At 48.2% G+C, this 13,292-nt stretch carries 10 protein-coding genes and 2 pseudogenes; all 12 read left to right on the plus strand.

What is annotated here, in order from left to right:
- Positions 1 to 133: 133 nt before the first annotated feature.
- Positions 134 to 3,481, plus strand: a complete 3,348-nt coding sequence (locus NC980_RS25500; protein ID WP_190377164.1) for an ATP-binding protein — start codon at positions 134 to 136, stop codon at positions 3,479 to 3,481.
- 194 nt (positions 3,482 to 3,675) lie between these two features.
- A pseudogene (locus tag NC980_RS25505) lies at positions 3,676 to 3,876 on the plus strand (IS1 family transposase); the annotation flags it as partial.
- A gap of 311 nt (positions 3,877 to 4,187) precedes the next feature.
- On the plus strand, positions 4,188 to 5,618 hold the full coding sequence (locus tag NC980_RS25510) for a GAF domain-containing protein (protein ID WP_347272614.1): 1,431 nt from the start codon (positions 4,188 to 4,190) through the stop codon (positions 5,616 to 5,618).
- Positions 5,619 to 5,801: 183 nt separating this feature from the next.
- Positions 5,802 to 7,085, plus strand: coding sequence for an MSMEG_0569 family flavin-dependent oxidoreductase (locus tag NC980_RS25515; RefSeq protein WP_190377165.1), 1,284 nt, complete (start codon positions 5,802 to 5,804; stop codon positions 7,083 to 7,085).
- Between the two features lie 266 nt (positions 7,086 to 7,351).
- The gene (locus NC980_RS25520) at positions 7,352 to 7,834 is read left to right on the plus strand and encodes an MSMEG_0572/Sll0783 family nitrogen starvation response protein (protein ID WP_190377166.1); all 483 of its coding nucleotides are present in this window, start codon (positions 7,352 to 7,354) and stop codon (positions 7,832 to 7,834) included.
- A 1-nt stretch (position 7,835) separates the two neighbouring features.
- On the plus strand, positions 7,836 to 8,897 hold the full coding sequence (locus NC980_RS25525; RefSeq protein WP_190377167.1) for a Nit6803 family nitrilase: 1,062 nt from the start codon (positions 7,836 to 7,838) through the stop codon (positions 8,895 to 8,897).
- A gap of 30 nt (positions 8,898 to 8,927) precedes the next feature.
- Positions 8,928 to 10,025: an MSMEG_0568 family radical SAM protein gene (locus NC980_RS25530; RefSeq protein WP_190377168.1), complete on the plus strand. Its 1,098-nt coding sequence runs from the start codon at positions 8,928 to 8,930 to the stop codon at positions 10,023 to 10,025.
- A gap of 57 nt (positions 10,026 to 10,082) precedes the next feature.
- Positions 10,083 to 10,592, plus strand: coding sequence for an MSMEG_0567/Sll0786 family nitrogen starvation N-acetyltransferase (locus tag NC980_RS25535; protein ID WP_190377169.1), 510 nt, complete (start codon positions 10,083 to 10,085; stop codon positions 10,590 to 10,592).
- Positions 10,592 to 11,584: a sll0787 family AIR synthase-like protein gene (locus tag NC980_RS25540; RefSeq protein WP_190377170.1), complete on the plus strand. Its 993-nt coding sequence runs from the start codon at positions 10,592 to 10,594 to the stop codon at positions 11,582 to 11,584. Before NC980_RS25535 ends, NC980_RS25540 begins: the two co-directional genes overlap by 1 nt.
- Complete coding sequence (locus NC980_RS25545) at positions 11,565 to 12,782, plus strand: MSMEG_0565 family glycosyltransferase (RefSeq protein ID WP_348254083.1); 1,218 nt, start codon at positions 11,565 to 11,567, stop codon at positions 12,780 to 12,782. The genes NC980_RS25540 and NC980_RS25545 overlap by 20 nt, the downstream gene beginning before the upstream one ends.
- Positions 12,783 to 12,807: 25 nt before the next feature.
- Positions 12,808 to 13,095 (plus strand): MSMEG_0570 family nitrogen starvation response protein, encoded by a 288-nt coding sequence (locus NC980_RS25550; protein WP_190377172.1) that lies wholly within the window; start codon positions 12,808 to 12,810, stop codon positions 13,093 to 13,095.
- 76 nt (positions 13,096 to 13,171) lie between these two features.
- A pseudogene (locus NC980_RS25555) lies at positions 13,172 to 13,292 on the plus strand (IS6 family transposase); the annotation flags it as partial.

A 13,292-nucleotide genomic window follows, 5' to 3' on the forward strand; every position in this document is an offset into this window, starting at 1 on the left:
AAGATTGGCGAGAAATTGCTTGCTTGAAAGTTGCTGCGTAATATTGAGCAACGCCGAATGTTCAGGCATTATTGTACTTAATTTTGAACATAAGCGGTTAAGTTGATGATACCCTGCTAGCGAACAGTTTTCATTGACTGCATCCGTAAATGAATCTGTTGCTAACCCTCTTTACAGATTTCTGCACGATCGCGTGCAACAAGCCGCTTATTCTCTGATTCCTGAATCGCAAAAGCAACAGACTCATTTGAAGGTTGGGCAATTGTTGCTAAATTCGCTCGATGCAGCAGGAGTGGAAGAAAAGATTTTTGATATTGTGAATCACTTCAACCTTGCCGTTGATCTGATTGACGATCGAGCCGAACAAGAGCAGCTTGCTCAGTTAAATTTGACAGCCGGACGCAAGGCAAAGGCATCGACTGCCTATGAACCTGCACTCAAATATTTGCGCCAGGGCATCAAGCTACTCGCTCAGGATAGTTGGGCTGTACAGTATCCACTAACGCTGGATTTGTATGTGCAGACGGTTGAATTAGAGTATCTCAATACTAACTTTCCAGAAGCACAAGCACTGTCTGACGTTGTTTTAGAACATGCTCAAACGCTACTTGATAAGACACGAGTGTATGAGCTGAAAGTGCAATTTTACAACGCCCAAAACCAGATGGTGAAGGGAGTTGAACTGGGTTTGGATGTGGTTAAACAGTTGGGCGTTTCTCTCTACCAACTGCCTGAAAGCCCAGACGGATGGACGAAGTTGCCGAGCCTAGCAGATTTGGATCAGATGCCGACGATGAGCGATCCTCACAAATTGGCAGCCTTGCGGTTGTTGATGGTGATCAATCCTGCGGCATTTGTCACCTCGTTTACGACCTATGCTCAGGTGATTCTGACGATGGTCAATCTATGCCTTGAGCATGGCAACTCTGGGGTGGCGGCGATCGCCTATGGTCACTATGGCTTAATTCTCTGCGGCATGGGCGATATTGATGCAGGCTATCACTCTGGACAACTTGCCTTAAAACTCTTGGAAAAATTCAGAGCGAATGAATTTAAGAGCAACGTTTACTGCCTGTTCAATGGCTTTACTCGACATTGGAAAGAACATGCCAAACACTGCTTGCTTCCCTTGCTAGAAGGAATCCAGAGCGGGCTAGAAACAGGTGATATTGAATTCGCAGGCTACAACACATTTTTATATTGCGACAAAGCGTTTAGCATTGGTCAACACCTGGAAACGGTTGAACAAAAGCAGCGATTACACATTGATCTAATGGTGAAATTCAAACAGGAATTTACCATTTATCACGATAAGGTTTGGCATCAGTTAATTTCGAATTTTCAGGGATTGTCTCCAGATCCAATGCGGTTAATTGGCGAGAGCTTTGATGAAACCGAAATGCTGGCGCATCTCAAGGCAACAAACAACGGTATGTCCCTGTTTACCGCTTATGTTGCCAAAACAATGCTGGCTTACCATTTCGGAGACTATCCTCAGTCCTTACAGCACGCAATCACTGCAATAGACTACGCGGGCGGTGGCACAGGAACCCTGGCTTCGGCAACTCACAACCTGTATCACTCCCTTGCGCTCCTGGCGTTGTATCCTGATGCTCAATTAGCGGAGCAGGAACAATATTTAGAGAAGGTCGCAGCCCATCAACAGGTGATGCAGAAATGGGCACAATATGCGCCGATGAATCACCTGCACAAATACCATCTGGTTGAAGCCGAGCGTCATCGGGTGTTAGGCAACCACGCAGAAGCGATCGCCCACTACGATCGAGCTATCAGCCTTGCGAATGAAAACGAATACGTGAACGAAGAAGCATTGGCAAACGAACTTGCCGCGAAGTTCTATTTGGCATGGGGTAAGGAAAAAGTTGCCCAATCCTACATGATCGATGCTTACTATGCCTATAGCCGCTGGGGTGCTAAAGCAAAAGTTGATGATTTAGAACAGCAATACCCCAAATTACTAACCCTGATTCTGCAACAACGGCAGCAAAGCTTGACTTCGACTGAAACGATTGTATTACACAGCGTTAGCACCTCTACCTCTGACAGCACCAGTCTCTCAGCAGCACTTGACTTGGGCAGTATCCTCAAAGCCTCTCAAGCTCTCTCTAGTGAAATTGAGTTAGAAAAGCTTCTTTCTGCCCTACTCCAGGTTGTGATGGAAAATGCCGGAGCTGACAGAAGTGTATTACTACTACCTAAAAACGATCAGTGGGTGATCGAGGCGATCGCTCAAATCGGGCAGCCTCCCATCATCCTACAATCTCTTCCCCTTGTCACCAGTCAGGCAATTCCAACTTCTGTCATCAATCGGGTTAAGCACACCTTGCAATCCCTGGTCATCGATCGGGCTGTTACCCATCCCACCTTTGCGGGAGACCCTTATTTTCTGGAACAGTTTCCCCAGAGCGTCTTGTGTACTCCGATTCTCAACCAAAGCAGATTAATCGGGATTTTATACCTGGAAAACCACCTAACGGTTGGGGTGTTCACGGGCGATCGCGTTGAACTGCTCAATCTCCTTTGTGCCCAAGCCGCTATCTCCTTGGAAAACGCTCGGCTTTACCAGCAAGCCCAAAGGGCACTGACCGACCTGCAACAAGCCCAACTGCAAATCGTGCAAAGTGAAAAGATGTCTGCTTTAGGGAATCTCGTGGCAGGGGTGGCTCACGAAATCAATAACCCCGTCGGCTTCCTAAATGGCAATATTAAACCTGCTTTAGCCTATATTCAGGATCTTTTTGGACTGATCGATCTCTATCAACAAAAGTATCCTAATCCAGATGGAGACATTCAGAATAAGATTGAAGCGATCAACCTGGACTACATCCGTAAAGACTTACCCGCAACCATTAGTTCTATGCAGGAGGGCGTGAAGCGGGTTCGAGATATCAGTACCAGCCTCAGAACCTTCTCTCGTGCTGACAGCGATCGCCCCATTGCCTTTAACATTCACGATGGTTTAGACAGCACCATTCTGATTCTTAAACATCGCCTTAAAGCCAACGAAACTCGCCCTGAAATTGAAGTATTCAAAGAATATGGTCAGTTGCCTCTGGTTCAGTGCTTTGCTGGACAACTGAATCAGGTGTTTATGAATCTGCTGAGTAATGCGATCGATGCGATCGAAGACTCCAATCAAGGACGTAACTTTGCAGACATCAAAGCCAATCCCAATCAGATTACAATTCATACAGCGTTGACTGAAGATGGTCAGCAGGTTGTGATTCGGATTCAGGACAATGGTGTAGGGATGTCTAATGAAGTCAAACAGAAGATGTTTGACCACTTGTTCACCACGAAGGCAGTCGGGAAAGGAACCGGGTTAGGAATGGCGATCGCTTGGTCGATCGTGGTTGACAAGCACGCGGGAACCTTGGAAGCTAACTCAACACTTGGTCAGGGGACAGAAGTAGTCATGACACTTCCAGTGCAAGTAACCGTTCCAGCATCTTCTACATAAGATGTTGAATTGCACGCTCTTTTAGATTTTCCCGGTAATCTCGGGAGGCTAAAGAAAATCGGCATTGCTGAATGAGAAGATGAATCATCTTGGAACAGGAACATCCCAAAATTTGAGATAGTGAATCAGCAATCGAACTGAATGCTTCAGCATTTGGCGTTGCATAATGGAGAGATGAATTGAGGGAATTCTCGATGCAGTGCCCAGAATGCCAGTCTACTCATATTTGTAAGAACGAAAAACGCAAAGGCAAGCAAAATCACATTTGCGTGAACTGTGGACGACAGTTCATTGACTGCTACGAACCGCCCCAAGGATACAGTGATGAAGTCAAACGCGAATGTTTGCGGATGTACACCAATGGCATGGGATTTCGAGCAATTAAACGATTAGAAAGCGCCGCTCAAGTCTGGAACCAGCATCCGACACCGTTTGAGGGGGGTGGCAAGCGAGCAGCACGAAGACAACGGGCAAGATTAAGACGACAGCAGCATTGCTTAGGTGGGTCAGGAGCTTGTATGCAGATCATCAACGATTTGCCGGCTGCTGTAAATGGCGATATTCATGCCAAATGACCCACTAGAGGAAATTGAGCTTCCACACCCTACCATTTTTGCGACACAACCTGCGAGACCGTAACCTGAAATACAAGGTAGGAGTTCGATCTAAGGGTTAATGGAGAAGACTTGATGGGTTCTAAAAATCTGTGATTAATTCGATCGCCGAGCAGTTTAATGCCCCACGACTTCTGTTTGATTTACAACGAGGCAACGAGATCGCCCAAACGATCGCGGGTTGTCTTGATCCAGAAGTCATTGCCAGTCGGGTGACGGACGGGTTAGTCGAAAAATTTGACTGCGCTTTCGCGCGGATTTGGCTTCTAGAGCCGGATCAAGCTGTGTTGAGACTGGTTGCATCGTCAGGAATGTATCGCCACATCAGCGGCTCTTTTGCCAAGGTTCCAGTGGGCACATATAAGGTCGGTAAAATCGCTCAAAATGGCGTTGCCTTCTTGAGCAACAATTTAGCTGATGAGGCTTGGGTTGGCAATCGAGACTGGGCGATCGCAAATCATATTCATGGGTTTGCAGGGTATCCATTAGCAATTCAGGGCAAAGTCCTTGGCGTTTTGGCGACCTTCAGCCATCGCCCTCTAGAACCGGAGTTTCTGGAGGTTTTGCAGACGCTCTGTACTGCTGTGTCGATCGCTCTAAAAACGACTTTACAGCATCAACAAGAAAAGCAAAGCTGGCAAGCTCTAACCCATCATCCCGTTCTCAGCCAGCTTTCGTTATCCGATCAAATCGCTAGTATTCTGCCGATGGCTCGATTAACGCTCGTGGGAACCGAGCAACCCCTAAGCCTCTCGCTGATCTATGTCTTGTTACGGGCTGCCGAAAGATTGAACCAAATCAAGTGTGCCTACTGTCGGCTCATCTACGAGGCAGAAGCCGTTACTTTAGAAACGATTCTTCCCGCTTCAGATCTGCCCACCCCGTATCCTATAAACCGGATTGAAACTTGTTTCAGTGACTTGATGTTCTCTATTTCTGCTCTGGGAGGAGTGCTGCAAACGCAACCGGATGTGAATCAACGATCGATCCAGGTTATGCTCAAACTTCCCCATTTACCGACATCGCCAGGGCAGCCTTTACACATTCGCTGTGAAGCGTCTGTCCTGCAAATGGCATTCACACATCTCGCTGTGCTTGCAGGACTCAGGCTGTCTGATGCCACAGATGAGCAGGCTCCGTTACTCACTGATGATGCAACGCAAGTGCAATCTGGGAGACGAGTATTGTGGATACAGCACGGCAGTCAGACTCTTCCCAAAGGAATCAAAGCGAGGATTACCCTCTCCACTCGTCCGGAGCAATTACGAGAGGCTGTTGCTGCCGTGATGCAGGGGCAGACCTGGGGCATGGGAGTAGAACCCGAAGGGCAGCCTTCCCTCTCAGAACGAGAGCTAGGGATTCTGCTGCTGCTGTCACAGGGATTGCGCGATCGAGAGATTGCCAGCCATTTGCTGATTAGTGAAAGCACCGTTAAATTTCACATCAACAGCAGCCTTGCAAAACTGAAGGCAAAAACTCGCTATCAAGCGTTGCATCAGGTGACGCGGAATGGCTGGCTTTGAAGCTTCTAAACTATCTAAATCGATAGTTAGGTGCTTTCTGCTTAATGCGATCGTAAGCTTGTAAGCCTTGCGGTTATCTATACCGTTAGATCGCAGCTTTTCGTATTGAGAAACACAAAAGATCAATTTCACCTGCGCTTACGCTGACAACAATTGAATCAAGTTGTTTATGGTAAAGCGCGAATGAAAAATCATTACTCGGTTGCGATCGTCGGTGGAGGGCAAGCGGGTCTATCCATCAGTTACTTTCTGAAGGAACGTGGCGTTGACCACATTGTTTTTGAGAAATATCAGATTGGGCACTCCTGGAGAGCAAAACGCTGGGACTCCTTTTGTTTAGTCACACCCAACTGGCAATGTCAACTACCGGGGTATCCTTATCCGGGTTCCGACCCGCATGGTTTCATGGCAAAGGATAAAATTGTCCAATACATTGAAAGCTACGCTGCATCCTTTGATCCGCCTGTCCAAGAAAAGGCTGAAGTTACACGACTCTGTCAGAGCGTTGATCAAGATTCGTTTGAATTGACAACTACGATCGGCAACTACACCGCCGATCAGGTTGTCATTGCTTCCGGCTGTTACCATACGCCGAAAATCCCGAGACTGGCTGAACGGTTGCCAGAATCGATCGTCCAGATCCACGCTTCCGAGTATAAGAATCCCCAATCCTTACCCGACACCGCCATTCTTGTGGTTGGTACAGGACAGTCGGGTTGTCAGATTGCAGAAGATTTGCACCGAGCAGGCAAGACTGTGCATCTTTGTGTGGGAGGTGCGCCACGATCGCCCCGACGGTATCGCGGCAAAGATGTGGTGGAATGGCTGGATCAAATGGGCTATTACGATCTGTCGATCGATGACCATCCTCAGAAAGAAAAAGCTAGACGCAACACCAATCATTACGTCACCGGACGCGATGGTGGACGAGAGATTGATCTCCGCCAGTTTGCTTTAGAAGGAATGCGTCTTCATGGCAGATTGAAGCAAATTAACAACAGTACGCTTGAATTTCAGGACGATCTCAAACACAATCTCGATCAAGCCGATGCAGTCGCAGAAAATATCAAAAAAAGCATTGATGCCTTTATCGAAAAGCATCAAATCGAAGCTTCCCTAGATCCGCTGTATGCTCCCGTTTGGCAACCTGAGGCAGACATCCTGACGCTGGATTATGAGCAGGCAGGAATCGGAGCCGTAGTTTGGTGTACAGGCTATGAAATGGATTTTCGCTGGGTTGAAGTGCCTGTGTTTGATGGCAAAGGCTATCCAGGGCACGATCGCGGCATTACCCCCGTTAAAGGACTGTATTTTCTGGGGCTTCCCTGGCTCTATACTTGGGGTTCTGCCCGCTTTTCAGGCATTGCCCGCGATGCTCATTATCTAGCGGATTACATCACATCCCGGCAGAAGTCTAGTCATTCTAACGATTGGAGCATTGTCAACGAGTTTTTACTGGGTTCTTAATTGACTGCCTCAAAATTAGCGCTCAAATGGCGATCGCAGATGCACCCCGCACAAATAAAGAGCGCTTTGAGTTGGTGCTGTTGCGGTATGACCTATCGAAATCGATAGGTATTTCCCGGATTCTGCAATTTCTATACGACAGCTTTTAACCGCCCCTACCCTTATTGCTAGATCTGAACGTTTCGTATCTAGAAATACAATCTTGGCGTAATTCAGCCTTTAATCTCCTCACAGTTCAAGTTTGTGACAAATCTAAGGAGCCAGTCATGCCGGAAGTAACTGCTGCCGCCCATCAAGTCGGTGACTTTTTAGTTGATTACGAAGAGAAAGTATTTCCTGATGTCAAAGCAGAACCGGGAGAGAAAGCATTAGTCACGTTTCACACGGTTGCCTTTGAAGGGTCGATCGGGTTTGTCAACCTTCTGCAAGCCACTCGTCTACTCCGTAAAGGATTTGAAACCTCGGTGCTGCTCTATGGACCGGGTGTGACCTTGGGAGTCCAGCGTGGCTTTCCTAAACTGGGTGATTCTGCCTTTCCGGGACATCAAAATTTCAATGATCAATTGAGCAAATTCATGTCAGAAGGCGGGAAAGTCTACGCTTGTCGCTTTGCCTTGCAAGCCCTCTACGGTCACGGTGAGCCATCGCTGATTCCTGGGATTCGTCCCATCAATCCATTGGATGTGTTGGATCTGATTCTGATGCACCGCAAGGATGGCGCATTTATCTTAGATACCTGGACGCTTTAAAATGAACGATTCCCGCACGATTCGAGCCGCCGCTGTTCAAATCAGTCCCGTTCTATTCAGTCGGGACGGGACAACGGAGAAGGTGTTGCAGGCGATCGCGACCGCAGCGAAAGCTGGTGCTCAACTGGTTGTTTTTCCAGAAACCTTTGTTCCTTACTATCCCTATTTCTCCTTTGTGCAGCCTCCGGTGCTGATGGGCAAAGACCATATGCAGCTTTATGAGGAAGCTGTGGTTGTCCCCAGTCCCGTGACAGATGCCGTGAGTCAGGCGGCTCGATCGTACGGTATCGTTGTCGTTCTAGGCGTAAATGAGCGAGATCAGGGTTCGCTCTATAACACTCAACTGATCTTTGATGCCGATGGCACATTGCTGCTGAAGCGGCGCAAAATTACCCCGACTTACCATGAGCGCATGGTTTGGGGACAGGGAGATGGGTCAGGCTTAAAAGTGGTCGATACCGCGATCGGCAAGGTGGGATCTCTCGCTTGTTGGGAACATTACAACCCACTAGCCAGATTTGCGCTGATGGCACAGCACGAGCAAATCCACTGTGCCCAGTTTCCAGGTTCAATGGTGGGTCAGATTTTTACCGACCAAATTGAAGTCACCATTCGCCATCACGCCCTAGAAGCAGGCTGTTTTGTCGTCAATGCCACCGCTTGGCTTTCTCCGGAACAAGTCGGGCAGATTACTTCAAATGAGCAACTGCAACGAGTGTTGAGTGGGGGATGCAACACGGCAATCATTAGTCCTGAAGGTAATCACCTCTGCACACCGATCACCAAAGGGGAAGGTATGGCGATCGCCGACCTGGACTTTTCGCTGATCACCAAGCGCAAGCGCATGATGGATGCGATCGGTCACTATAGTCGCCCTGATTTGTTGCAGTTGCGGGTGAATTTAGATGCTTACAGCGTTACGACGAGTACAACCTCTAGAACCACGAGCGACCCGACGATCGCGGGCGAGTTTCATCCTCTAGCAGAGACAAACTCAGCCGCACCCCTCATCGACTCAAAATTTCAAGTTCCCGGTCTAAAGGAAGTTCCAAATCTCTCTTAACTTACCTCTGACTCCTACAGCGAAACCTCGATGGACAAACAACAATTAATCACTGAGTTGCAAACCCACGGATTGAAATGGGTTGAACCGACCGTCGGGGCAATGGGACGCAAGGGCGGAGCAGGTCCCTCTGATCACAAAGCAATTACCGTAGATGGGACAACGATTATGGTGCCAATCTACACCGAAGCGGCAGCCCGATCGCCCTATCAAGCAATCCTCGATCCTGCAACCGATCGCACCCTGCTTTACTCTCAAGATCAAGAGTTTATTCCGATCACTTTTCCCCAACAGCCGCAGTTCTACCAACTCACAACCGTCGATGGAATTCCGTATTGGAAAATCGCGCTACTCCACAGTCACGACGTACTCGCGACTACGGTGCTGCAAACTTGTATGCGCTACGGAGATACTGCAACCTCCTGCCAGTTTTGCGCCATTGGGCAATCTTTAGCAGCAGGTAGAACAATTGCGCGCAAAACTCCAGCCCAACTTGCGGAAGTTGCGGAAGCTGCGGTGCGCTTGGATGGGGTGAAGCACATGGTAATGACGACGGGAACACCAAATAGCAGCGATCGTGGAGCAGCCTATCTCGCAGACTGTGCTAAAGCCATCAAAGCGCAAGTCGATCTCCCGATCCAGGCACAGTGCGAACCGCCGGATGATTTTATCTGGTTCGATCGTCTCCACGCTGCCGGAGTTGACAGTTTAGGGATGCACTTAGAAGCCGCAGATCCAGAAGTGAGAGCAAAAATTATGCCCGGTAAGGCAACGGTTCCCGTTAGCTATTACTTTGATGCTTTTGCTGCTGCGGTCAAAGTCTTCGGTTGGGGACAGGTTAGTACCTATCTGCTGGTGGGTTTGGGCGATAGTTTAGCCACACTGGTAGAGACGTGCGATCGCTTAATTCAACTCGGAGTCTATCCTTTTGTGGTTCCTTTTGTTCCCATCACGGGCACTCCGCTAGAGAACCATCCAACCCCGGATAGTCAGCTGATGTTTACGCTGTACGAGCAGGTGGGTGCTTTGCTGCGGCAGTCAGGAATGTCATCAAGCGAAATTAAAGCAGGTTGCGCCAAATGTGGAGCCTGTTCAGCCCTCTCTAGCTTTGAGAAATCGCCCTCCTGAAATTTAAATCTACTTCTGACCCAAACATTGCTTGTCTCACTCAATCTTTATCGTGATATGTCAACGCAGACGTACCAGTTTAAGCTTGCTACTCAGCCTGAAGAAATTGCTGCTTATTATGCCTTGCGTCGATTAATTTTTGTCGAAGAACAGCAGCTTTTTCCAGGAGACGATCGAGATGACATTGATCAAATCGCTTACCCGATCGTGGCGATCGCTTCTAATACCCAACAGGTCGTTGGGGTTGTGAGGATTTATCCGGGTGAATCGGGAGTTTGGTATGGCGGTAGGCTCGGCACTCATCCAGAGTACCGTAAAGGCTGGCACATTGGCAAAGGACTGATCTATAAAGCCGTTACTACTGCCAATACTTGGGGATGTAGGCAATTTCTGGCGACGGTGCAATTACAAAATGTCCGCTTTTTTCAACGGCTTCATTGGGAAGCACTCCAGGAGATTTCTCTTTACGATCGTCCTCACTGCCTGATGCAAGCGGACTTAGATTTCTATCCTGCAAGCGGCGATCCGCATCCTGTGTTGTTCTTTCCCACTAGGGAGGCTTCCTGATGCTCTCGTTCCTGGCTACATCCCTACAGCAATCATTAGGGATATTGCAAAAGCAGGACATTCAAACCGCCTCGCAGTCATTGGGAGGCTTCGGCATCGGGCAGATTGGAGCAGCTTCTGAGGTTCTGTTAGGCGATGACTGTGCTGCAATCCCGGAGAGAGATGGGTATTTGCTATTTGCGGCTGAGGGAATGTTGCCCCAACTGGTTGAAACCGATCCTTGGTTTGCAGGCTGGTCAGCCGTAATGGTGAATGTGAGTGATATCTATGCAATGGGGGGACGACCGATCGCCATTGTCGATGCGCTGTGGAGCCAGTCTATTCAGGAGACAGTTCCTCTTTGGGAAGGTATGAGAGCGGCAGCTAGTGCTTACAATGTCCCGATCGTCGGCGGTCACACCAATTGCCACAGTCCTTATAACGCTTTGTCTGTTTCAATTCTGGGACGAGCAACTCGCTTGATCACGAGTTTTAATGCTCGACCGGGTGATCAATTGTTAGTTGCGATCGATTTTCGTGGTAAGCTTCATCCCGACTATCCATTCTGGAATGCAGCAACTACGGCTGATCCCGTGCAACTGCGCCAAAATCTAGCAATTCTTCCCGATTTAGCCGAAGCAGGCTTGTGTGATGCAGGTAAAGATATCAGTGCTGGGGGAATTGTAGGGACGCTGCTGATGTTGTTGGAAACTTCCGGGTGTGGTGCTGTGCTGGAACTTGATCGAATTCCCTGTCCTCCAGAGGTGATGCTCGATCGATGGTTGATCAGTTTTCCTAGCTATGGGTTTCTTCTAAGTGTGCGACCAGAACAGGTATCGACTGTACAGGCTTGCTTTCGGCAACAAGCATTAATCTGTGAAGTGGTGGGCACGGTTCAATATGCCCCGAAATTGATTTTAAAGTCGCAGGAGGAATCGATCGAGTTTTGGGATCTCTCACAGCAGCCCTTAACTGGCTTCGCGAGAAAGCAGCATGATATCAAATTGGCTTAAGTCTTACCCGATGTCCCCCAAACCTACTTCTTCCTATCGCATTGCTTTATTTACCTATTCCACAAAGCCTAGAGGCAGTGTGATGCACACGCTGGAACTAGCAAATGCCTTACATTATCTAGGACATCACGTTTGTGTTTATGCACTGGATAAGGACGGACAGGGCTTTGATTACCCTCTTTCCTGCTCTTATCAACCCGTTCCTGCTCACCCTGCACTCAGTAGAGGGGATGCTCTCATTCAGCAACGGATTGATGAATTTGTCGATTATCTCAGTTCTGCTCAGCTAGATTACGACTGCTACCATGCTCAAGACTGCATCAGTGCTAACGCCCTAGCAAAGCTAGTACAACAGCAGCAAATTCTTGATTTTGTCCGCACCGTCCATCACATTGAGGATTACAAGAGTCTGTATCTTCAGCAGTGTCAGGATCGATCGATTCGAGCTGCGAGTCTTTGCCTGTGTGTCAGCCAAGTCTGGCAAACAGAACTACAAAAGAACTATCAAATTGATGCACCGCGAGTAATCAATGGAATTAATTTAGCTCGATTTTCAGCACTTCCAAATGGTCTAGAATCCACGCTGAGACAGCGATGGAACATCGTTGGTTCTCCAGTTTATTTAACCGTAGGAGGCATTGAACCCCGCAAAAACTCAATTCGATTATTACAGGCGTTTGCCCAAGTCCAGAAAGTCTATCCCCAGGCTCAATTGATCATTGCTGGAGGTGCAACGCTGTTTGATTATCAGGCTTACCGGGATGATTTTTTTGCGATCGCACATCAATTAGGCATAGAAGTAGGACACTCATTAGTTCTGCCAGGAGTCGTTGCTGATGCGGATCTACCCGCACTGTATCGCCTAGCAAATGCCTTTGTGTTTCCCTCAGTTAAAGAAGGATGGGGTTTGGTCGTGCTGGAGGCGATCGCTTCTGGTTTACCCGTGATCACATCTAACCAAACCCCATTTACCGAATTTCTCTCAGAACACCAAGCCCTGCTTGTTTCTCCTGATTCCCCAAGCTCGATCGCTCAAGCAATGCAATTGATCGTTCAACCCGACTTAGCACATACTCTCGTACAGCAGAGCCAGTCAATTCTCCCGCATTACACTTGGGAAGCCTCCGCTCAACTGCATCTGAAGTATTATGAAAACTTGCTAACCAGTAGACAACAGTTGTCTGCGTCCGAACTCTAAACCTTATTCCTTCAATCTTCGCCCTATGCCTGAAATTCGCTTTCAAATTCAATGGTCGGATGGCCGCCAAGAGACGTGCTACTCTCCATCCCTAATTGTGAAAGACTATTTTGTCCCTAACACTGACTATGATCTGGAAGATTTCGTGCAGCGATCGCGCACAGCCTTGAACATTGCTAGCGATCGAGTGCAGGCAAAGTATGGTAGACCTTGTGGGTTAGCTCTGGGTCAGCTACAAGAGATTGAAATGAAAGCTGCTCAATATGCTGATATTCCCCAAGTTAAAGTTCGATTTATTCGGTTCATCGAATAGCAGTAGGCCGTATTGTCAGGTTAACCGGAACGTAGAATAATCGTACTAGTTCAACTTTAAGAACGACTGCTTGCCCATGTACTCCCGTCATCGCTTCCCTGGTGAAATTATTAGCTACTGCGTTTGGCTGTATTACACCTTTCCGTTGAGCTACCGGGACATTGAGAAAATGATGCTGTATCGCGGCATTGAAGTCA

Source organism: Leptolyngbya sp. AS-A5 (assembly GCF_039962495.1).
In the GTDB taxonomy this organism is placed as follows: domain Bacteria; phylum Cyanobacteriota; class Cyanobacteriia; order Leptolyngbyales; family Leptolyngbyaceae; genus Leptolyngbya.

What these genes read in the sequence shown, in the direction of transcription:
- NC980_RS25515 (WP_190377165.1), top strand. Translation starts at nt 5,802, where the DNA reads ATGAAAAATCATTACTCGGTTGCGATCGTCGGTGGAGGGCAAGCGGGT.
- NC980_RS25520 (WP_190377166.1), top strand. Translation starts at nt 7,352, where the DNA reads ATGCCGGAAGTAACTGCTGCCGCCCATCAAGTCGGTGACTTTTTAGTT.
- NC980_RS25525 (WP_190377167.1), top strand. Translation starts at nt 7,836, where the DNA reads ATGAACGATTCCCGCACGATTCGAGCCGCCGCTGTTCAAATCAGTCCC.
- NC980_RS25530 (WP_190377168.1), top strand. Translation starts at nt 8,928, where the DNA reads ATGGACAAACAACAATTAATCACTGAGTTGCAAACCCACGGATTGAAA.
- NC980_RS25535 (WP_190377169.1), top strand. Translation starts at nt 10,083, where the DNA reads ATGTCAACGCAGACGTACCAGTTTAAGCTTGCTACTCAGCCTGAAGAA.
- NC980_RS25540 (WP_190377170.1), top strand. Translation starts at nt 10,592, where the DNA reads ATGCTCTCGTTCCTGGCTACATCCCTACAGCAATCATTAGGGATATTG.
- NC980_RS25545 (WP_348254083.1), top strand. Translation starts at nt 11,565, where the DNA reads ATGATATCAAATTGGCTTAAGTCTTACCCGATGTCCCCCAAACCTACT.
- NC980_RS25550 (WP_190377172.1), top strand. Translation starts at nt 12,808, where the DNA reads ATGCCTGAAATTCGCTTTCAAATTCAATGGTCGGATGGCCGCCAAGAG.